General features: G+C 65.3%; 19 protein-coding genes. 4 read left to right on the forward strand and 15 right to left on the reverse strand.

The window, feature by feature from the left end:
• Positions 1 to 18 precede the first annotated feature (18 nt).
• The 7 genes from KFB96_RS09230 to KFB96_RS09260 all read right to left on the reverse strand — a co-directional run bounded on the left by KFB96_RS09230 (position 19) and on the right by KFB96_RS09260 (position 10320).
• Positions 19 to 1029 (reverse strand): lysylphosphatidylglycerol synthase transmembrane domain-containing protein, encoded by a 1011-nt coding sequence (locus KFB96_RS09230; protein WP_213462120.1) that lies wholly within the window; start codon positions 1027 to 1029, stop codon positions 19 to 21.
• Positions 1026 to 1943, reverse strand: a complete 918-nt coding sequence (locus KFB96_RS09235) for a lipid A biosynthesis acyltransferase (RefSeq protein ID WP_213462118.1) — start codon at positions 1941 to 1943, stop codon at positions 1026 to 1028. Before KFB96_RS09235 ends, KFB96_RS09230 begins: the two co-directional genes overlap by 4 nt.
• Complete coding sequence (locus tag KFB96_RS09240; protein WP_213465890.1) at positions 1940 to 5866, reverse strand: translocation/assembly module TamB domain-containing protein; 3927 nt, start codon at positions 5864 to 5866, stop codon at positions 1940 to 1942. The genes KFB96_RS09235 and KFB96_RS09240 overlap by 4 nt, the downstream gene beginning before the upstream one ends.
• 112 nt (positions 5867 to 5978) lie before the next feature.
• Complete coding sequence (locus tag KFB96_RS09245; RefSeq protein ID WP_213462883.1) at positions 5979 to 7682, reverse strand: autotransporter assembly complex family protein; 1704 nt, start codon at positions 7680 to 7682, stop codon at positions 5979 to 5981.
• Between the two features lie 465 nt (positions 7683 to 8147).
• Positions 8148 to 8357 carry a heavy-metal-associated domain-containing protein gene (locus KFB96_RS09250; RefSeq protein WP_213462114.1) on the reverse strand — a complete coding sequence of 70 codons (210 nt, stop codon included), beginning with the start codon at positions 8355 to 8357 and terminating at the stop codon, positions 8148 to 8150.
• Positions 8358 to 8718: 361 nt separating this feature from the next.
• A complete protein-coding gene (glk, locus tag KFB96_RS09255) occupies positions 8719 to 9693 on the reverse strand; it encodes a glucokinase (RefSeq protein WP_213462112.1) in 975 nt (324 codons plus the stop codon).
• Positions 9694 to 9990: 297 nt separating this feature from the next.
• Entirely contained in the window at positions 9991 to 10320 is a 330-nt protein-coding gene (locus tag KFB96_RS09260) for a sulfur globule protein CV3 (RefSeq protein WP_213462110.1), read from the reverse strand.
• A gap of 280 nt (positions 10321 to 10600) precedes the next feature.
• Between KFB96_RS09260 and KFB96_RS09265 the strand changes: the two genes are divergently transcribed.
• Complete coding sequence (locus tag KFB96_RS09265; protein WP_213462108.1) at positions 10601 to 10774, forward strand: hypothetical protein; 174 nt, start codon at positions 10601 to 10603, stop codon at positions 10772 to 10774.
• Positions 10775 to 10884: 110 nt separating this feature from the next.
• On the opposite strand, the gene KFB96_RS09270 is transcribed toward KFB96_RS09265, so the two are convergent.
• The 4 genes from KFB96_RS09270 to cbiM form a co-directional block, all read right to left on the reverse strand.
• Positions 10885 to 11910, reverse strand: coding sequence for an MlaD family protein (locus tag KFB96_RS09270; protein WP_213462107.1), 1026 nt, complete (start codon positions 11908 to 11910; stop codon positions 10885 to 10887).
• On the reverse strand, positions 11907 to 12707 hold the full coding sequence (locus tag KFB96_RS09275; protein WP_213462106.1) for an ABC transporter ATP-binding protein: 801 nt from the start codon (positions 12705 to 12707) through the stop codon (positions 11907 to 11909). The genes KFB96_RS09270 and KFB96_RS09275 overlap by 4 nt, the downstream gene beginning before the upstream one ends.
• Positions 12708 to 12758: 51 nt before the next feature.
• Positions 12759 to 13946, reverse strand: a complete 1188-nt coding sequence (locus KFB96_RS09280; RefSeq protein WP_300971460.1) for an ABC transporter permease — start codon at positions 13944 to 13946, stop codon at positions 12759 to 12761.
• Between the two features lie 92 nt (positions 13947 to 14038).
• Positions 14039 to 14692: a cobalt transporter CbiM gene (cbiM, locus tag KFB96_RS09285; RefSeq protein WP_213462105.1), complete on the reverse strand. Its 654-nt coding sequence runs from the start codon at positions 14690 to 14692 to the stop codon at positions 14039 to 14041.
• 347 nt (positions 14693 to 15039) lie between these two features.
• Between cbiM and KFB96_RS09290 the strand changes: the two genes are divergently transcribed.
• Positions 15040 to 15645 (forward strand): DUF2076 family protein, encoded by a 606-nt coding sequence (locus KFB96_RS09290; RefSeq protein WP_213462104.1) that lies wholly within the window; start codon positions 15040 to 15042, stop codon positions 15643 to 15645.
• 10 nt (positions 15646 to 15655) lie between these two features.
• On the forward strand, positions 15656 to 16093 hold the full coding sequence (nikR, locus tag KFB96_RS09295; RefSeq protein ID WP_213462103.1) for a nickel-responsive transcriptional regulator NikR: 438 nt from the start codon (positions 15656 to 15658) through the stop codon (positions 16091 to 16093).
• Between the two features lie 188 nt (positions 16094 to 16281).
• On the opposite strand, the gene KFB96_RS09300 is transcribed toward nikR, so the two are convergent.
• From KFB96_RS09300 to KFB96_RS09315, 4 genes are all read right to left on the reverse strand, one after another.
• The gene (locus KFB96_RS09300; RefSeq protein ID WP_213462102.1) at positions 16282 to 17184 is read right to left on the reverse strand and encodes a transglutaminase family protein; all 903 of its coding nucleotides are present in this window, start codon (positions 17182 to 17184) and stop codon (positions 16282 to 16284) included.
• Positions 17181 to 18146 (reverse strand): alpha-E domain-containing protein, encoded by a 966-nt coding sequence (locus tag KFB96_RS09305; RefSeq protein WP_213462100.1) that lies wholly within the window; start codon positions 18144 to 18146, stop codon positions 17181 to 17183. Before KFB96_RS09305 ends, KFB96_RS09300 begins: the two co-directional genes overlap by 4 nt.
• Positions 18146 to 19618, reverse strand: coding sequence for a circularly permuted type 2 ATP-grasp protein (locus KFB96_RS09310; protein WP_213462098.1), 1473 nt, complete (start codon positions 19616 to 19618; stop codon positions 18146 to 18148). The genes KFB96_RS09305 and KFB96_RS09310 overlap by 1 nt, the downstream gene beginning before the upstream one ends.
• A 214-nt stretch (positions 19619 to 19832) precedes the next feature.
• Complete coding sequence (locus KFB96_RS09315; protein ID WP_213462096.1) at positions 19833 to 20477, reverse strand: TrkA family potassium uptake protein; 645 nt, start codon at positions 20475 to 20477, stop codon at positions 19833 to 19835.
• A 209-nt stretch (positions 20478 to 20686) separates the two neighbouring features.
• Here KFB96_RS09315 and KFB96_RS09320 point away from each other — a divergent pair, with 209 nt between their 5' ends.
• Positions 20687 to 21130 carry a hypothetical protein gene (locus KFB96_RS09320; RefSeq protein ID WP_300971799.1) on the forward strand — a complete coding sequence of 148 codons (444 nt, stop codon included), beginning with the start codon at positions 20687 to 20689 and terminating at the stop codon, positions 21128 to 21130.
• Positions 21131 to 21246: the final 116 nt, after the last annotated feature.

Consider the following 21246-nt stretch of genomic DNA (forward strand, 5'->3'; position numbering starts at 1 on the left):
ACTGCAACAGGGGGCGATTCAATCTTGAGGATCGCTATGGGTCTTGCCCGTCGTCTTCGGCAACAGAAAGGCAAAACCGCCCAGGACCAAGGTCGACCCGAGCAGGAAGAGGTGGAGATTGACCGCGCCGGCCAACGCCAGCCTCGGGTCCACGCCCAGCGGCGCGAGGGCCGCCACCACCGCCAACTCGTAGCTGCCGCTGCCGGCGATGCCGTGGAAGGGCAGAACGCTGGAAAGCTCCGCCCCCATCACGCCCGTGAGCAGACGCCAGAATTCGACCGGCAGAAAGTGCTCGAGCAGCACGGCGAAGGCCGTGAACTTGAGGGTCCAGGTCAGTGCCGTCCAGAGATAGACGCGGGCGATGATTGCGGGTTGCGCAGGGGCGGCGGCCAAAACGCGTCGGACGAGCCGGATCAGCTTCGCCGCGAAACCGCGCCCGGACTCTCCGCGCGATGCCTTCACCAGTCCGCGCAGCGGCAGAAAGAGCAGGAGCCCGCCGAGCCAGGCCAGGGCCGCCCACCACCAGATCGGCGAAGGATCACGCAAGTAGAGGATCAGGATGCCGATCAAGGCGAGAAAATGCAGATCCAGGATGCGGATCCAGAGCAAGGCCGCCGCGGCGTCGAGGAACCCGTGACCGAAATAACGCCGCATCAGCCAAGGAAAGACCATCTCCCCGGCACGCATCGGCAAGAGGTTGTTGGCCGTGTTGTGCAGCATGCTCAGACGCAGGACGGTCGGGAAGCAGCCGCGAAACCGAGACCCGAAATAGTCGTAAACCCGCACCGCCCGCAGTACGTAGCTGAGCGCGGTCAGGCCGAAGAGCGCGAGCACGAGCAGCGGGGACAGCGTGCGCCAAGGCACGAGGAGCGGCCCCCATCCGACCGTCCATTCGACCGCGATCACCAGTGCCGCCAGAAGCGCGCCGCCGATCGCCCAGTCACGCGGGCGACCGAAGCGCAGGGCGCCGCCCTCGCCCGCCTCCCGAACGCCATTGCCACCGGATTCCCTATCCGGACCGAGCCTCATCGCCGACGCCGCTTGAGCGGATAGATGGGCGCCTCGCCGGGCGGTCGGGTCTTGAAGCGGCGGTGTACCCAGAAATACTGCTCGGGCATGGTCTGGATGCGCGCCTCGATGACCTGATTCATGCGCAAGGTGTCGGCCGTACGATCCCCGCTCGGAAAATCCTCCAGCGGCGGATCGAAGATCAGCTCCAAGCCGCGCCCTCGGGGCAGAAACCGGGCGAAGGTCGGGATGACGACCGCGCCGGTCATGGCCGCGAAACGCCCGAGCATGGGCACGGTCGAGGCCGCGACCCCGCAGAAGGGCACGAAGAGACCGCGCCGTCCAGCGTCCTGATCGGGCAGATAGAAGAAGGGAGTGCCCTTCTTCATCTCGCGCACCAGGCCGCGCAGATCGTCGTGACGCTCGATGGAGACGCTGCCGTGTTGCCGACGCGCACGCCGCACCTGCCGGTCGACCACCGGATTGCGGATGCGCTGGTACATGTAGACGCCCGAGTGGACCAGCGCGGTAAAGGCCGCACCGCCGAGCTCGAGGCCGACGAAATGCGGCACCAGGACGATGACCGGACGCCCTTCGGCGATGCAGCGATCGATGCGCTCGCGATTGCGGATCTTCACCACGCGGGCCAGGCGCGCACGCGACGCACCCCAGCCCACGCCCTGGCAGAAGGCCGCCACACCCAGCCAGCCGAACTGCGCACGCAGGATGCGCTCGCGCTCGCGCGGGGTCGCCTCGGGCAGACAGATCTCGAGGTTGCGCCGCCCGACCAGCCGCCGCGACCCGGCCAAAAGATAGGTCAGGCGCCCCAGGCTGGTGCCGAGCGCCCAAATCAGCGGGAAGGGCAATCGGCCGAGTCCGTAGACCAGGCCGACGACGAGCCAGCTGGGCCAATATTTCGGATGGGAGAGGCTCATCGCTCGAAGGTGTAAAAGAGATCGGCGCCCTGATTGCCGCCGGTTTCGGTCTGAATCTCGATGCGATCGGTCAGGTCGTAGCGCATCCGGACACCGCCGGATTCGTCACCGATGCCGCTCTCGTACTCCACGAAGATCTTCGGCGCGATGTAGGTCCCGACCGCGAGGCCGGCGTTCGACGCATCGCCGCTTGCGCTCGGGGCCACGCCGGTCAGGAGAAACTTCGTGATCTCGGCCTGGGTCATGCCGGGATCGGTCTCCGAGAAGAAGGCAAGCTTGGGGTCGCGCAAGGTCCCGAGCACCTGGACACCGGCAACGGTCGCCCCGCCGTCACGCTCGGCCTGGATGACCAAGCCGGGGTTGTCGATCGGACTGCGCGCATAGATCATGCGGCCCTGGACAATGTTCAGCGGCGCTCCGATCTCCGCGGCAATCCCGAACCCGGTCGTCAACCGATACTGGCCGTCGATGATCTGCAACTGACCGCTGCCCAGCATGTCGCGCCCGGGCGTTTGCAGCAGCGCCAGCTCCCCGGCGAGGTGTCCGCGCACGCCGAAGGCGTCGATCGTGACCTGATCGCCGAGGATCAGCCGCAGATCGATGGCGAGCGGAAACGCCTCCGTCTGCTCCCGATCCAAGAGGGCGACGTCGCTCGACGGCGTCTGCGCCCCGGCGGGGAGGGAGCGCGGACGAATCCGCGCCTCCGGGATCTTGATCTCTCCGCCGAGACGCGCGCCCTTGGAGTTGGCCTCGAATTCGATGTCCGGAGAGACCAATGCGAAATACTCGCGCGTGTCCGCGACCTTGAGATTCGTGCCCGACACCCGTGCCTGTGCGGCGAATCCACCGCCGCCGAAGCGCGCGTCGCCCGTGAGCTCGAGTCGGCCGCCGCCGACGTTCGCAGCGCCTTGCAGCGCCATCCGGTCGACCGCCGGGGCGCTGGCCGTGATGTTGATGTCGGCCACATTGAGCCCGACCAAGGGCACCGTAAAGCCGACATCCCGAATCCGCGCCTCGCCCCGCAGCCCGGGTGCGCCGAGGGTACCGCCCAACCCCAGGTCCAGCTCGACGCCGCCGGTCATCCCGGTGATGTCGGGCACCAGATTGGCGACCCGATCGAGTCCCCGGATCTCGCCGCGCAGGCTGCCGGCGAGCGGCTGACCGGGGCGCGCCGGGGCGTCGAGCCGCCAACCGGCGAGATCGAGTGTTCCCTCGACCCGTCCGAGCCCTTCAAGCGGGAGGCCCAGCCGGGCGGAGAGCGCGCGCGCGCCGGCATCCAGACCGAGACGCGTCCCCGAGAAATCGATCGTCTCGTTGCGGCCGCCACCCATCAGCACCTGGATCGAGCCTTGCGGGATCTCGGCGGTCGCGCTGCCGCTCAGGACGTTGCCGGCGATCTCGAAGCGCCCCCGGATGCCGGCATTGCCGCTCAGGGCGAGATTGCTCGGCATCACGGGCTCGAGGAGTGCAAAATCGGCCAGCGTGAAGTCCAGGCTCGCGACCGCGCGCTCGGCCGTGCTCCACTCAAGCTCGGCACAGCCGCCGGAGCCGTTCGGCCCGCGGACGCAGAAGGGACCGAAGGCGATCTTGGGGCCGGCGATCGAGACCGGGCTCGGTTGCCGCAAGGCCCAGTTGCCGAAGGTCGCTGTGTCGAGATCCAGGCGCGCGACCCGCCCGCCGTAGACACCGTCGCTCGCCAGCCCGCCGGAGCCCTCGAAGGTCACCGAGAGGGGCTCGCCCTTGAGCGACAGCTCCAGACGGTGCTCCGGGATACGGCCCGCACCGCGCACCGAGAGTGTCTCCCAGGTCATGTCGCCGGCGATCAGCCGCGTGCCGTCGAGGCGGATCTCGAAGGGATCCTCGGGAGACAACCCGAGATCCAGGGTTCCGGTCAGAGCGGCGATCCCCTGCCCTGCCCACTGGGCGTCGCGCGCCGAGAGATCGAGCAGGACGCGCGGCGCCTCGCGCGGCCCCGAGACCTTGCCGCGGGCGGTCAGACTGCCGCGGGCCTCGGGCGCCACGCTGGCAAGGTCGGAGGATTCAAAGTCGAAGCTCACATCCAGCGTCGTGTCGATCTGTCCCGAGACCTGCAACGAGCTGGGGCCGGATGCGGCGTTGAGCGCCTCGATCCGGATGGTCTCCCCGACCATGGCGATCGAACCGGAGGCGACGACGGGATAGCCGCGCAGGATGCCGTCGAACCGCTCGATGGCGGCGACCAGGTTGGGCCCTGCAGGCTCGAGCGACCCGCGGATGGTCAGGCGACCACCGAGATTACCGGGCCACTCGGAGGCAAGGCTGCCGGGGTCGAGATTCTCGGCGTCCAAGCTCGCCTCCCAGGTCACCGCGGGGTCCCAACCGACCGTGGCAAGACCGGAAATGCGACCGTTCAGGGTCTCGAGCGTCAGGGTCTCGATCCGCGTCTCGCGACGCTCGCCCCGACCGCCGAGACGCAGCTGCGAGGGCGGCAGACCGGGGCCGACCGAGCGGGCGGCCAGATCGTACTCGAACCCGTCCAACCCGCCCGCGCTCGAGAGCTGAAACGAGAGCCGATCCTCGAGCCCCTCGATCAGGGCCACCGGGTTCAGATCCTTGCCGTTCAGGCTCAGCGTCCAGCTCAGGTCGGGGGACCAGGCAACCTCGCCCTCGCCGAGCACCTCTCCGTCGAGCAGGGCGAGCTTCAGGGCGTCGATGCGGGTTCCCGAATCCGAGCCGGTGCCGTTCAGATCCAGGGTGAGCGCGGGGATGTCCGGACCCCGGGCGACGAGCGAGACGGCATAGTCGAAGGCGTCGAAGGCCCCCGAGACATCGAGCGTCCCGCGGGGCGACTCGGCCATCGCATCGCCGCTCAAAGGCCAACGCAGGCGCTCCCATCGTCCGGCCAGCGCGAAGCGACCGGGCGTCGCACCCGTATCGACCTGTCCGGTGAGGTTCAACAGGGCATCGGAGACCTGCTCGGTCAGCGCAAGACTGCGGATCTCCAGGACCTGCTCGGCCCAGAGGACATCCAGCACGGCGGCGAGATGTCCGAAATCAGGCAGTTGCGGGGCACGGGCATCAAGCTGTCCCGTGACCGACGCCGTGGCGAGATCGCCCTGCGTCTCCAGGCTGCCGGTCACCGTGACCTCGGGAAGCTCCGATCCAAAGTCGGGCAGATCCACGCCGAGAATCTCCAGCCGACCATCCCAAGCGGGTTTGCCGAGCGGGTCGTCGACTCGCACGTCAAGATCCGCCCGTGCCGAGCCGCTCAAACGGTGTCGGACCTGCAGCGATGCCAGATCACCCATGAACTGCCCCGAGCCCTGCAGGGCGATCGCGGGGTCCTGCGTCATCTCCCAATCGAGGTCGAGATCCAGCGGATAGTCGCCGCTGAGCTCGACCCGGCCGAAGGCGCGCGCGGCAAGCCGCGGGGTCGGCAGCACCACCTCCAATCGCTCGATGTCGAGCGCGCTGCCCCGCAGGCTCGCGGACAGGATCGCATCCTCGATCACGAAGAAGGGCTCGGGCTCGCCGTGCTTGAACAGACGCAGCCGCTCGACCTGTGCCTCGTGCAGCTCGATGCGCAGCGGCAAGGCAATGTCGGGCAGGACGAGCGGTTTAGGCTCTTCGGGACTCGGCGGCAACACCAGGTCCAGGTCGTGTATCCGGAGCACCTGGATCGGCAGATCTCCGCGCAGGGCAGCGACAGGCGACCAGTTCAGACCGATGCTGCCGGCGCGCATCTCGAAGTCCGCAACCGTTATCGCGAGCCGATCGAGTGTCAACTGCCCCGTGATGCGCCCTTCGACACGCTCGACGCTCAGGACACCGGGGGCCAAGTCCTCCACCAAACCGATCGCAAAGCGCAGTCCGGTCTGGGTCCCGAGCACCAGCACCAGCATCAGGACCAACAGGAGCGTCAAGGACACGAGCAGCCCGAGCATCAGACGCAGCGGCCGGACGCGCCGACGCCGCCGGGTCTGCGCGGGCGCGGCCGCCGTCGGCTCGGCAGGCGCAGACCCCTCGGGGGTAATGTCGCAGCCGTGTCGGTCTCGCTCATAGATCGGGTCCGATGACGAAGACGAGGCGTGCCGGGGGCCAGCCTTCGCCGAGCACGTAGTCGTCTTGGGTGAACGGCAAGGCGAGATCCACACGCACCTGGCCGATGGGCGAGGCCCAGCGCACGCCGAAGCCGACGCTCTGCTGAAATTTGTTCTCGTAGTCCGGATCGAAGGCGTTTCCGAAATCGGTGAAGACGGCCGCACTCCAAGGGCCGCGGATGGTGCGCTCGAGCTCCAGGCTGCCGACCCCCAGAAAGCGTCCGCCGACGGTGTCGTCGTTGAAGCGCTCGGTCGGCCCCAGGGTGTTGAAGCCCCAGCCGCGGATGCTGTTGTCGCCGCCGGTGAAGAAGCGGCGACTCGCCGGGAGCTCGGTCAGGTCTTCCGCGATGGTCGCGCCCAGATCGGCTCGGGTGATGAAGCGGTACTTCTCCGCGAAGCCATGGATCCACTTGAACTGCAGTGCGGCGCTCAGGTACGAGGCATTCGAGATCACGCCCTCGACCGCCCCTAGAAGACCGTAGCGGATCCGGTATCCGCGCTTGGTGTTGATGGGGTCGTCCGCGACGGTCTTCGACCAGGAAATGTTCGGCGCCAGCTCGGAGGAGATCCCGGTCTGGATGTCGCTGATCTCGTAATCCTCGTAGGTGTAGTCGATGCCGACGGTGCGGCGCCAGTTGCTCGGCGTGAGCGTGGAGTGCGCAACCTGAACCGAGTTGAGCCAGCCTTTCTGCGTGTTGATGTTGGACCAGGTCGACTGGGGCTTGATGATGATGTAGTCGCGCGTCGGATCCTGAATCGGAATCCGATAATCGAAGCTCCATTGCGAGAGCACGGGCGAGAGCTGCAGCTCGGTTCGGAAATTGTGCCCCCACTGATTGACGTAACGACGACGCCAATCCGCGCTCACCCGCGGACCGGTATCGGTCGTGAAGCCCGCACCGATCCGGTACTTATCCCGTTTGTTGCGGGTCGCGACGATGTCGATCGGCACCAGCGTGTCGTCGCCGGTCGCATCCTTGAGGGGCACGATCTCCACATCGCTGAAGTACTCGGTACCGAGCAGCCGCCCCTGCAGCGCAAGGAGGAGATTCGGGTCGTAGACGACCCCCGGCTCGAAATTCACGAAGGAGCGGAGAAACGTGTCGTTCAGAAGATCCTGCTTGAAGGACACAGTGCCCAAATAGTAGCGGGGCCCGGTGTCCAGCTCGAACTCGACGATCGCCTCGTAGGCCACCAGGTCGACGAGGACGCGGTGGCGCGCGAGGGTGTAGTCCAGGTAGCCGCCCGAGGAGGCGCGAGAGCGCAGATCCGACTTGGCCGCCTCGTACTTGGCATGGAGCAGGACGTCGCCGACCTGCATCGGAAAGGTCTTCGGAAAGGCCGGGTCATCGGCCCCCTCGCCGATGACCGCGTATTCGACGCGACCGATCTTCACCGCCGGGCCGGGAACCACCGCGTAGGCCGCAACCCATGTCCCGTTCGGATCCGAGGGCACCTCGAGCCGATCCGTGACCTCGACCTGATAGAGGCCGAAGGGCGCCAAGGCATCGCGGATCTGGTCGGGCGCCAACCGGTGCAGCGCCTCGACACGGGCGGGCGTCAGATCCGCCTCGGAGCGTTCCTGATGGATCGACAGCAAGGCAAGGACGTTCGTCTCCTGCTCGCCCGCAAGCCCGGTCACCTTCACATCGAGCTTCATGGCGGCAACGTTGCCGGACACGAGGAGCAACGCAAGAAGGAGCAGGCATACGATCGATACCCCGGGCACGGCACCGGGCCGAGTCGCCGTCCTCGATTGCACCGCCCGACCTCTCCGTGCTCGATCCAAGCTCGACCTCTCGACACTGGGAGACGACCGGACGCGCGGTTTCGAATCCGCAACCGCGAGATCGAGACCCCGGGGCGCCGGCACTCCGATGTTTAGAAATTACAACACATCGCATCTCAAAAGAGACAACCCGTATCATAGTACCAAATCGGCGTCGCGGGCGACCGGTCCGGCGCGACCGACCGGTCCGGTTGGAATGAAGGATTCAGGCAAGCTCGGCTGACCTCGGGGTCGCCAAGCCTCTATGACGTGGCCCGGACTCGGACATCCGGGTGGATGGAGCCCGCGCAGACCCGCCAGAGGCCGGGTCGCAGTCGGGCACGACGCCGCCGATGATCATGCGAGCGGCACCTGCTCGGCACCGTAACCTTCGGCCACGACGACCGCGATCAGGGCATCGACATCGGCCCGACCCTCGACACCGGCGCGACCGGACTCCAGATCCACCGCGACGGACTCCACGCCGGCAACGGACTCGAGTGCGGCGGTGACGGCGCGAACGCAGTGCCCGCAGCTCATTCCGGTAATGCGGAGTGTTTGTGTCATGGGATTCCTCTTTTGTTTAAACCGCGCCCAGTGCGGTATGCGATGTTTTTGGATGGGATCGGCCCCGGCGGATTTCAGAACCGCTGGAGCCGGCGCGGTTTAGGTGATTTCCGGAAAAGGATCTACCGGGAGAGCCGCAACCAGGACAAGTGGTCGAAGGCTCTACTCGTTGTCGTTGTCGTGTTCGTCCGGAATCCGATGACGATGACGATGACGATGACGACAACGACAAATACTGCGACGGTTTGATCAAGACTGACGGCATCATGGACTCGATGCCTGCCAAGCACTCGCTCGGGATGACTATTCCCGGAAATCACCTCATCACTGAGAGCTGGAGGCCGGAGGCTGGCTGCTTTCCCTACTGCGACTCCAGAAACAGCGCAGCCCCCATCAGCGGCGTGCTCGGCTGCACGATCACCCGAACCGGCATCGCGCGCATCAGGGGCTCCAACCGACCTTTGTCGAAGAATCCGTCCAGGAAGGCGCTGCGGCGCAGGGCATCGAGGTTCTTCGGTGCAATGCCGCCGCCCAAAAAGACGCCGCCGAGCGCCATCTGCTTGAGCGCCATGTTTCCGGCCTCGCGACCGTACAGCCGAAAGAACAGCTCCATCGTCTCGGTGCAGACCGGGCAGGCGTTGTCCGAAGCGGCCGCAGCGATGACCGCGGCGGCGTCTCCGGTCTCGATCGCCTCGCGCAACGGCTGGGGCGACGCGATACCGCGCCATGCGGACAGGAAATCGTAGAGATTCCGGATCCCGAGCCCGGAGACCACGCGCTCCCAACTCACACGCCCGAAGCGCTGCGTCAGAAAGGCGTGGAGAGCACACTCGCGCTCGTCGGTCGGCGCAAAATCGGCGTGACCGCCTTCGGTCGCGAAGGGGTGATGACGCAGGCCATCCCAGAACAAACCGGCCTCGCCGAGCCCTGTGCCTGCTGCCACGACACAGGCGTTGCCGTGGACCGACTCGCCCGGATGGAGCTCGGACAGATCCTCCGGCCCCAAGGCCGCAAGCCCCCAGGCCGTGGCCTCGAGATCATTGAGCAATGCCACCCCGGCAAATCCGAGCCTCTGCTCCATGGCGTCGGCATCCAACGTCCAGGGCAGATTCGTCGCCTGGCTGCGCCGATCCCGAACGGGTCCGGCGATCGCGAAGGCCGCGAACCGACAGCCCACGCCCGTATCTTCCAAATAGCGTCGTACGATGTCCTCGAGCGAGGCGAAATCCGCACTCGGATATTGCCTCGTCTGCTCGAGATCGACCTTGTCTCGATGCGTCTTCGCAAGACCCAGTGCGGTCTTGGTTCCCCCGATATCGCCAACGAGTACACGCATGTCGTCTCTCCGGTCACGTCGCTACCGGGGCGCGTATCCGCTCGCGACCCCTGCCGACCCCTCATCGGCCGGCCAACCGACGAGGATCATAGCAGGCGAAGGGCGCTGCCGGGGATGACAGCGGCTGAAGTGCAACGGCGCGATGACGCTCATGCGGCCTCCGAGACCACCCTGCACGGGGCCGTCGGAGATCGGATGATCCGAGCGCCTGTCGCGGAGTCCGAGATGAATGCTCGCCCCGACGCCGAGCGGCGTCGGGGCGAGGATCCTCAAGGTCTAGAACGGATGGATTGGGCTTTACTTGCTGGTACCCGTGCTCGAGGTGGTCGTCGTCGGATCGCTATAGGCGGGATAGGCATAGGCCGGATAGCCATACAGAGGCGCGTGCCATCCGTAAGGAGCACCGACCCCGTAAGGTGCACCGTAGAGGCCGTGTGGATGATATCCATAACCACCGTAAGGATAGCCGCCGTAGGGCCGGTACCAAGGCGAGCTCCAAGGCCCGCCCCAACCGCCGGGGAACATCCCGAAGGGGCCGGAACCCCAGAAGGCGTTCGCGGACATGGAGCCGAACGCCGAGACAGCGGCGACCGCCGCAGCAAGCACAACGCGTTTTGTTGTCGTCATCACATTTCTCCAGTAACGAGAAACCTGTTGAGCACGCCGTGAGCACGATTCGCCCCGACGTGGGACCAAGATTAGGACGGAATCCAAGATAGAGGGTTGATCTTGATCAAGAATCGCTAATATTAGCGATCACCCTAAAATACCGGTCAACGCAACGCCACGAGCGGACGGGGTCGCGGAAAACATCAGGCGCCGACAATCAAAATGAGGACTTGCTTAATTAGAATATGCTTATATAATAATCCCCATATCAGCAACCACGCGAAATCGGAGATGTACCATGGGTGCTTTAGGTGTTCTTGCCGCAGTCGCTCTGCTCGTCGGCGGAGTCCAGACCACGATGGTCCTGCCGGAGTCGGAGCGTCTCGCAAACGAAGAGTCGAAAGAGCCGGTTGTCGATGTGCAGGCGGTTTCCGCCGACTCGACCCAGACCGTGAGCTTCCTCGACTTCTAATCGAGTCCAGCCTCGGCACATCAGACCCGGGACGCTTGCGTCCCGGGTCTGATTGTTTTCAGCGCCGCCAAAATCCACCATCGACGGCGCCGGTTGCAACCATCTCGGCGCTACCGCTTACCGCGCACCAGCGCCTCGGGATGCCGCTCCAGATAGTCGGCAAGATCCCGGAGTGATCGAGCCGCGGCCGATGCCTCGACGAGGAACCGGTCGAGCTGTATCCGTGACCCGGTCGCATCGCCGGCCAAGGACCCCAGCGCGCGCATGGTGGCCTCCACCTCGCCGAGCGCGGCCTGCGTCGCGCCCGAGAGCGGGACCACCTGCTCGTCGACTCGGCGCACCAAGACGGCCAACGATGCCGTGACCGCCTCGAGGTTCTCCGTGACCGGCAACACACCAGCCTGCACCGCTCGCGCCATCGCACCATAGTCTTCGAGGGTCGAATCCAAGCGCCGTGCGAGCGGCTGCACCTCCCGATCGAGATTTCCCAGCAGGATCCGGGCCTCGTCCAGCGTCTCGTTCAGGGTCTTCAGTAACGTCAGCACCTCCCCGGAGCCGATCAACTGCCGAATCGAGGCCAGGGTCAGCGCAGCCTCGTTGACCAGATCATCGAGCCGCAGGTTTTCGAGCATCTCGGACATCCGGTCGCGCGTCGCCTCGATCGAAGGCACCTCGACGACGTCGTCGGGATCCTTGATCAGCCGCGGCGGGCGGTCGCGAACCAGCTGCAGCGCGATCATGTATTGGCCGGTGACGAAGCTCACCGACTCGAGCCGCGCGTGCAGACCGCGCTCCGTGACCAAGCGCCGCAGGATCTGCGCCGGCGAGTCATCCGACTCCGCCCCGAGGATCCGCACGCTGTCGGGCCAGACCTCGTAGGTCACGGGCACGCTGAAGACCCCGGTATCCGGCGAGAAACTCAGCTCGATCCCCGTCACACGTCCAACCGTCACCCCCTCGAACTGCACACCGGCGCCGACGCTCAGCCCCTGCACCGAGCCCGGAAAATAGGTCACCATCGGCACCCGCTCGCGAAAGAGCGCACCGCTGCCGAACACCAGGATCGCGATCACGACCAGGGTCAAGGCCCCGAGCACGAAGCCGCCGATCACCGTCGGATTGGCCTGTTTGCTCATGTCTCTCCACGGCTCAAAAAATCACGGACAAGCTTGATCTCGCAATGCTCGCGCAGATCGCGGGGGTTGCCGGTGGTCAGCATGGTCTGCGTGGCGGCATCGAGGAACACCGAGTCGTCCGCGATGGCAAAGATGCTGGCGAGGTCGTGCGTGACGACGACCATGGTTGTCCCCAGACTCTCGCGCAGCTCCAGGATCAGGTCGTCGAGCAGACGCGCGCTCAGCGGATCCAGACCCGCGGAGGGCTCGTCGAAAAAGAGGATATCCGGATCCAGCGCCATCGCGCGGGCAACCCCGACGCGTTTACGCATCCCCCCGCTGATCTCGGAGGGATAGTAGTCGCAATAGGCCGCGAGCCCGACCAAGGCCAGCTTGTAGACCGCGACATCGTGGATTTGACTGCGCCGCAGGTCGGTGTATTGCTCGAGCGGCAGGGCGACGTTCTCTTCGAGTGTCATGGAGCTCCAGAGGGCGCCGCTCTGATACATGACCCCGTTGCGACGCATCCGTCGGGTGCGCTCGCGTTGGGGCGCGTCCCAAAAGCTCTTGCCGTCGAAGAGGATCCGCCCGGATTTGGGCGCCAGGAGTCCGATCAAGCTGCGCATGAGGGTGCTCTTGCCGCTGCCGCTGCCGCCCATGATGACAAAGACATCGCCGCGTCGGACACCGAAGCTCAGATCGCGTTGGATCACGGACTCGCCGTAGCCGACCGACACGGCATCGAGCAGGAGATGCGGATCCGCCGGCAGGGATATCGCCGCGGCGCTCGGCGGCGTTGTCGGAGCATCGGGGGACATGCGGTCGATCGTGTCCTCTGCGGCTTGGCTCGACATCGGCGCGGCAGCGGGTTACGACAGCCCGATCGCGTCGAAGACGATGGTGAGACCGGCCGAGGCGATCACGATGAAGACGATCGAGGTGACCACGGCCGAGGTCGTCGCCTCGCCGACCGCGGCAGCGCTGCGTCCGCTCTGCATCCCGCGCAGACAACCCGACACCGCGACGATCGCCCCGAAGACGGTCGCGCTGATCAAGCCTTGCGTGATGTGGTTCCAGCCGATCGCCGCGACCGTCTGGGTGAAATACTCGGTCGGACTGAGACCACCCACCACGGTGCCGGCGAAGGCACCGCCCAGGATTCCCATCAGGTTCGCATAGATCGCCAGGAGCGGCGTCATGGCCACCAGCGCAATCAGGCGCGGCAAGACCAGAAACTCGACCGGCGAGATCCCCAAGGTGCGCAGGGCATCGATCTCTTCGTTCACCTGCATGGTCCCGAGCTGGGCCGCAAAGGCCGCTCCGGTCCGTCCGGCGAGCACGATCGCCGTGATGAGCGCGCCCATCTGGATGACGATGGCCAGCCCGACCAGGTCGGCGACGAAGATCCGTGCACCGAATTGGGCCAACTGCTGGTCACCGATATAGCCCAGGATGAGTCCGACCAGAAAGCTGACGAGACTGATGATCGGCAGCGCATCGGCACCGACCTCTTCGACCAGCAGCCACAGCTCGGAGCGCCGGAAACGCGCGCGCCCCGCCAACATCGCGCGCAGTGCCAGTGCGACCTCACCGATGAAGGCGAGGATCTCGCCGGTGGAGCGCGCCAGATCGATGAAGTCCTGACCGAAACGCCGCAGAAAGGGGTCGGCATGCTCGTCGCGGCCCTCGGCGCGACGCTCCGGCACCGTCGAGGCCAAACGCAAGAGGGCTCGAATCCCCTCGGGCAGTCCCTGCTCCTCCACCGCGATGCCGCGCTCCCGACACCGCCATGCCAGGGAGGCGAGGTAGCTCACGAGTCCCGAATCCCAAGCGACCAGATCGGAGGTGTCGAAGGCAATGGACGTGGGTCCGGGCTCGGTGAACAGCTCGGTATCGATCCGATCCAAGTCCGGCAGATCCGCGTCGAGCTGCCAAGCACCGCCGATCGCCACAACGACGCGGCCGGCCTGACCGGGCACAAGCGCGATCCGCGCGGCGGGACGCGGCTTGACGGGATTGGAGACGGAGTCGGTCATGGCACCGACAAGGATGCGCATGCCGGGCCATGCAGCGCAAGTCTGCGGGGGCGACTTCAGTCGCCCCTGCGCCTTCGACCGTGTGGGCGACCGTGTGGGCGACTGAAGCGCCCCTACAGGGTCGTTCGCCCGGCCGGCAGGAAGCGAGCGTGCGCAGCCACCGGGAGCAGCTCGGGACGCACGCTCAAGAGAAGGCGCAAGGTCGCCGCGGTCATCGCGCCTTCGACGAGCATCACCGGGATCTGAACGATCAGGATCAATTTGGCCGCCACCAGGAATTCGCTCCCGCTCAGCGCAAGCACACCGGCGACCGACAAAGCGGACACGCCGAACGACAAGGCACCGACCAGGAAGCCGACAACGAGCACCGTCGCCGACCGAGGCGAGATGTCCGAGCGCACCAAGATCCAGTGCGCGAGCAGGCCGATCACGACCGCCGGAAAGGCTAGATTGAGTGTATTGACCCCGATCACGGTCAGACCGCCGAACCCGAAAAAGGCCGCCTGCAGCAGCAGGCCGACCAGGATCGCGGGAAAGGCGGCCCAGCCGAGCAGCAACCCCATCAGACCGGTCAGCATCAGATGGGCGCTCGACGCACCGACCGGCACATGGATGAGCGAGGCGATGAAAAAGACGGCCGTCAGAAGTCCGGCACGCGGGATGGACTCGGTATCGAGCGCGCTCAACCCCCGAGCGACGCCGGCAACCGCAAGCATGGATGCGCCGATCAAGACCGGCGCACCGAGAACACCGTCGACGATGTGCATGGCTGTTGTCGCTGTTCATAAAGGCCAAGGCGCGGAGTGCGGCACGGCAGATGTGTCGAGACCGTTCGTTGTCGTTGTCGTTGTCGTAGCCCAGCGATGGTCGATTACGACAACGACAACGATCTCGGACGGTAACGGAATCTCTGCACCGCTACAGTAGTACCTTGGCGCAAGTGGTAATACCGTGAAGGTAGCACTCGGCCTTGCAGGCGTCTACCGGGGCCGACGGCTACGGCGAGTCCCGCCGAGCAGCATCCGGCGGGACTTGCTATTGGAGTCTCGGTGTCCGACCGGATATCTTTAGTGTTTCGAGCGATTCGACCTGATTCACCCTTCGGAGGCGAGCCATGGACCAACACGACAAGCGCCAAGACGAGCAGCGACTGACCGAGCAGCGGATCATCGACGACCTGTTCGGCAAGCTGCGGCAGGCCGAGCATCAAACCGGACCGCGCGATGCGGCCGCGGAGCAGCAGATCGCCGCGGCGGTCGAGCATCAGCCGGCGGCGCCCTATTACATGGCCCAAGCGATCCTCGTCCAAGAACATGCCCTCGAGACGCTTGGCCAACGGGTGCAGGAGCTCGAGCAGGAGCTGGCAAGCCGACCGGCCGGCGGCGGCTTCCTCGACAGCCTGTTCGGGGCACCGAACCCGCGCGCGGGTGCGCCGGGCATTCCGGCCGGAAGACCTATGGGTCGTGCATTTCAGACGAGCGGCATGCAACCCGGCCAAGCCAACCGGGCGGGCGGCGGCTTCCTGGGATCGGCACTCCAGACCGCGGTTGCGGTCGCCGGAGGCGTCATGATGGCCAACCTGCTGACCGGCCTCTTCGCCGCCGAGGAGGCACAGGCGGCCGAGGAACCTCTCGAAGATCCGGGGCTGGATTCGGATTACGACTCAAAGATGATGGACGACGGCGATATGGGCGACTTCGACGGCTTCGATGACTTCTGAGAGGCCCGATATGTCCACTGTCGAGGAGACCGTTCGCGAGGAGACCATCCGCTTCAGCGTCTCCCTGCCCCGCCCGTTGCTGGACGAGCTTGATCGACGCGTGGTCAAGAAGGGCTACGCCTCGCGCTCCGAGCTGGTGCGCGACCTGATCCGCGAGCGGATCGTCGAGGAGACCTGGGAGCGCGGCGACGTGGAGGTCGCCGGCGTGCTCACCATCGTCTACGACCATCATCAACGCGAGCTCACGCAGCACATCCTGGACATTCAGCATCGCCAGTACATCCATGTCGTCGCGACGACCCACGTGCACATGGACCATCACAACTGTCTGGAGACCATCATCATCCGCGGCATGCCGGCCGAGATCGAGCGGCTGAGTCTGGAGATCGGCGGTTTGCGGGGCGTGCGGTTCTCGGAGTTGACGCGAGCCTCGCGCGTCCAGAACTGAACCGCGCTAAACCGCGTCCGGTGCTCTCGGAACCAGCGAAACAGACAGCAATGGCTCAGCGCTCTTGAAACGCCGGAGTCGACGCGGTTTAGGATAAGAAAAACAATAAATTTTAAAATTCTTGAACCGCGTCGGCTCCGACCTCCTTTAGTCGGACGAGCCTCGACGCAATCCGCGATCTTCTCATATCACTCCGGACGCGGTTCAATGGGTATGACGGCGAGGGTTTCTTGGAGCTCCGGCACCGATCCGTCGCTGCGACAGGTCTGACGCAGCGGCTGCACGTCGCCTGCATCGCGCCCGACGGCGACACGCATGTAGGTCGCATCGGCGAGTAGGCCCATGGCCGGATCGACGCCGCGCCAGCCGCCGCCCGGGATCAGCACCTCGGCCCAGTGGTGGAGCCTCTGCTCGCGGGGCTCCGTGCCCGGAGGGTCTTCATCGTCCGGGTCGAAATAGCTCGCATCCAGATACCCGGAGACGAATCGCGCCGGAATGGACCACTGCCGCATCAGGGCAATCAAGAGGTGCGCGAGATCGGCGGCGCAGCCGCGCCCGGCGTCGAAGAGTGCGGGCAGTGCGGCGACCGGCAGCTCAACCTCCGGGTCGAACGGCGTGACCGCCTGAATCCAGGCACTCGCCTCCTGCACCTGATCCAACAGAGGTCGATCCTCACGCAGGCTCGGCACCCGATGTCCGCAGATCTGCTCGGGCAGCGCGGGGGTCAGTGGGCCTTGATGCAGGACGAAGTCCCAGAGGCGCGGGGCTTGATGAAGGGCGTCGTCGATCCAGGCGCGCTCGCGTGCCTGCGCAATCACCGGGAAGTCGAAAGGATTGCTGCGAAGGGTCTCCACCTCGGCCCGCATGGTGAAGGCAAGCTCGCGATGTGCCCCCATGACCGCGAAGTGATGCGAGAGGTTACCGAACCCGTCCCGACAGGCGGCAACGCCGGCGTCGGGTGCCACCGAGAGCTGGATCTGCAGGAGCGACTGACTCTCGTCGTCCCAAGGCGCCAGGCGGATCTGGACGTGATGCTCGCGTGCCGGGGCCGCGAAGTTGATCCGACAAACCCGCTCGATCTGATATCTCACTGAGCATCATCCCCTAGGTGCGCCTCGAAATAGTCGCTCTGCAGCGCCGTGCCGAGATCGGCCAAGAGCCCCAGGAAGTCATCGAGATACTCGTGCAGACCGAGATCCAGGATCCCTTGGGGCGTTGCGCCGTCGAGGTGTCGACGCAGTGCCGCAAGTCGCTCGGGCACCGCTCCGTCCGGCAAGGCCCCGATGCGTGCGAGCGCGCGTTCCAGACCGTCCACACAGTAGGCGAGCGAACGCGGGAAATCCGTGTCGAGCACCACGAATTCCACCACGTCGATCGGACGAATGCCGCCCTGATACTTGCGGCGATAGGCCTCGAAACCGGAGAGCGACTTGAGCAGCGCGCCCCACTGATAGTAGTCCAACGGCGAGCCGACGAGCTTCAGATCCGGCAGCAGCAGGTGGTAGCGCGTATCCAGGATGCGTGCGGTCATGTCCGCGCGCTCCTGGAGGCTGCCGAGCGCCATGAAGCCATAGGCTTGGCCGCGCATCATGGTGCTCTGGGTCAGACCGAAGAAGGCCGCGACCTGGCGATGAATGAAGGCGTAGAACTCGGCCGCGCGCCAGGGCTGCAGCGTTGTCTTCAGATGCTTGTCCGCCGAGAGCCAGACCTCGTTGAGCGCCTCCCACATCTCGCTCGAGATGCGATCGCGCACCACTCGGGCGTTCTCGCGTGCGAGCTTGAGACTGAGCAGGAGCGAGCCCGGATTGTTGCGGTCCTGGGTGAGCAGATGGATGACGCGCTGCACCGTCACGCGCCCGTCGGGGTGTAGCTCCTCGTAGAGCTCGTCGGCACCCATGATGGTGAGCAAGGGACGCCACTGCATCTCCTCGGTCGCACCCTCGTCGGCCTCGAGCATGTAGACGACATTGATGTCCAGCACGCGCGCGGTGTTGTCCGCGCGCTCCAGGTGCCGGGTCATCCAGTAGAGCGATTCCGCGATACGACTGAGCATTAATCGGCCAGCACCCAGGTGTCTTTACTGCCCCCGCCCTGCGAGGAGTTCACGACCAAAGATCCCTTGGTCATGGCGACCCGGGTCAAGCCGCCCGGGACCACCTCGATATCGCTGCCGTAGATACTGAAGGGCCGCAGATCGAGATGGCGCGACTCCAGCTCGCCGTCGAGATAGCAGATGTGGCGCGAGAGCTGGATGACAGGCTGGGCGATGTAGTTGCGCGGGTTCTCCTCGATCTTGCGGGCAAACTCGGCGCGCTGCGCGGTGGTGGACGAGGGTCCCATCAACATCCCGTAGCCGCCGGATTCCGCGACCGCCTTGATGACCATCTTCTCCATGTTGTCGAGCACGTACATGCGGTCCTGGTGATCGGTCATCTGGTAGGTCGGGACACTCGGCAGGATGGGTGTTTCGCCGAGGTAGTAGCGGATGATGTCGGGCACATAGGCATAGACCGCCTTGTCGTCGGCAATGCCCGCCCCCGGTGCGTTGGCCAAGGCGACGTTGCCGGCCCGCCAGGCGTTGATGATCCCGGCCACGCCCAGCTCGGAGTCCGAGCGAAACACCAGCGGATCGAGAAAGTCGTCGTCGACCCGCCGATAGACGACATCGACCTGACGCAGACCCTGCGTGGTCTTGAGATAGACCTTGTCGTTCCTGCAGACCAGATCGCGCCCCTCGGCCAGCTCCACGCCCATCTCCTTGGCGAGAAAGGTGTGCTCGAAATAGGCCGAATTGAAGATGCCGGGCGTGAGGACGACGATGGTCGCGTCCTCGGCGCCGCGTGGCGAGAGATAACGCAGGGCCTGCAGCAGCAGCGCCGGATAGTGCTCGACGCGGCGGACCCGATAGCGGGCGAAGAACTCGGGCAGGATGCGCCGCTCCACGATCCGGTTCTCGATCATGTAGGACACGCCGGAGGGCGTGCGCAGGTTGTCCTCGAGCACCAGATAGCGACCGTCCTCGTCGCGGATCAGATCGACCCCGCTGATGTGGGTGTAGATGTCGTGCGGCGGGGTGATGTCCATGATCTCGCGCTGGAAATCCTTGCCGCGGTAGATCAGCTCGGGCGGCACGACGCCGTCCTTGAGGATCCGCTGACCGTGATAGAGATCCTTCAGGAAGAGATTCAGGGCCCGGATGCGTTGCTTGAGTCCGGCCTCGATCTGCGCCCACTCGATCGCCGTGATGATGCGCGGGAGGATGTCGAAGGGCCAGACCCGCTCGATCCCCTCCTCGTCGTTGGAGTAGACGGTGAAGGTCACCCCTTCGGTATGCAGGGTCAGATGGGCATCGCGCGCCTTGGCCCCGAGGATCTGCTGGCCGGTGGTCTGGATGTGCTCCCACATCGGCCGGTAGTGATCGCGCGGCCGGAAGTCGTCCTGATAGAACTCGTGGTAGGCCATCGCTTGTCCCGCACGTTGCATCTGGATCTGGCCGGCACCGCCGGATTGGAATTGTCTAAGCATTTCCGTGAACCCCACAACATGGCCCATAACAGATGAAACCACTCAAGAAACGCGCCAACAACGCGTTCGTCGCGACCCGACGCCAACCCCTTTATCCACAAGGGACTGCTCCTTTGGCGCGATCGCGTCCTGACAGCACGTTGCACCATGCGGGTGCACCCCTGCAGGCAGGGTCTACAAAACCGGGCACCGACGCACGAAGATCGAGCGCGCCTTATTCGAAGCGCTGGCGGAGTGCTTTTAGACTCCGCGCCCGCGTCAGCAACACCACCTCGTCCCCGACATGCAGACGCATCTGTGGATCGGCGAATTTGAGCTCCTCGCCGTTGCGATAGATACAGATGGCCCTCGCGACATCCGGGATGGACAACTCCTCGAGCGCCGTCGCCGACGCCTCGTCGACCTTGAAGGAAAAGATCCGGGTGTCGCCGCGCAGGATGTCGGAGATGGCGATGATGTCCTGTCCCTCGGCCATGTCGGCGAGATAGCGGCCGACGGTGTGCATGGGCACCAGCGAGTCGGCCAGACCCAGCTCGGAGCAGATGTGCTCCAGGTCGGGATCCTCGATCTTGGTCACGACCCGTCGGTAACCCAGGGAACGCGCCACCAGACTGGCGATGATGTTGGACTGATCGTCGTGGGTCAGGCAGAAGAGCAGATCGGTATTCTCCGGATCGGCCTCGCGCAGGATCGCCGGCCGAGTCCCGTCGCCGTGGATGAAACCCACGTCGAGCTCGTCGCGAAACCGCTCGATCGTCGCCGGATCGCGCTCGACGATGACGACCTCGTGACCGCGCTCCACGAGCATCCGCCCGGTGAGCACCGCGAGGGTTCCGCTGCCGATGAAGACAAATCGCATGTCCAGTCCCTCGTTGTGCGGAGAAGCCGTGCGTGATGCGGCGAAGCCGTCATTGAGACTGGGAATTTCGGCGGGTTAAGAATACCCGACGTCCGTCACCCGACAAGCCCGAACCAACCGCCCAGGATGCGAACCGAGATGACCTTGAAAGATATCGCATTCTGGCCGTCTCCGGTGGCGGCGACAACGGCGCCTTCGGTGCCGGGCTGCTGAACGGATGGACGGAGGCAGGCAATCGGCCGGAATTCAAACTGGTCACCGGCGTCAGCACAGGTGCACTCATTGCACCCTTTGCCTTTCTCGGTCCGGCCTACGACGAGCAGCTCACTATCTCACGTCCCGGCGCGACGGTGTCGACTTCAACCTGGCGTACATCCCTACGAGCTTCAACGCCCCGCGTCGCGAGGAGTTCGATACCGAGTTCATGCAAGCACTCTTCAAAACGGGCTACGACATGGCGGCCAAGGGCTATCCATGGGAGAAGGTCCCGCCGGGCTTCTGACGCACGGGCGATGTCGCCCGATGGCTTGTCGCAGCGACGGCAGGAACCTCGGTCGGTCGGCCGGAGCCCATCCCGACGCATCTCACTGTCATCAATCGAAACCGCGTCCAGAGCGAGATGCTCACTTTCGAGTGAGCTCGAAGTTTGGTGAATCCACGACCCTTAGCGGGGGGCGCGGTTTAAAATTTTATATTTTTTAATACTTTAAACCGCGCCGGCTCCAGCGGCTCTGAAATCCGCCGGGGCCGATCCCATCCAAAAACATCG

The sequence above is a fragment of the Thiocapsa sp. genome, assembly GCF_018399035.1.
In the GTDB taxonomy this organism is placed as follows: Bacteria; Pseudomonadota; Gammaproteobacteria; order Chromatiales; family Chromatiaceae; genus Thiocapsa.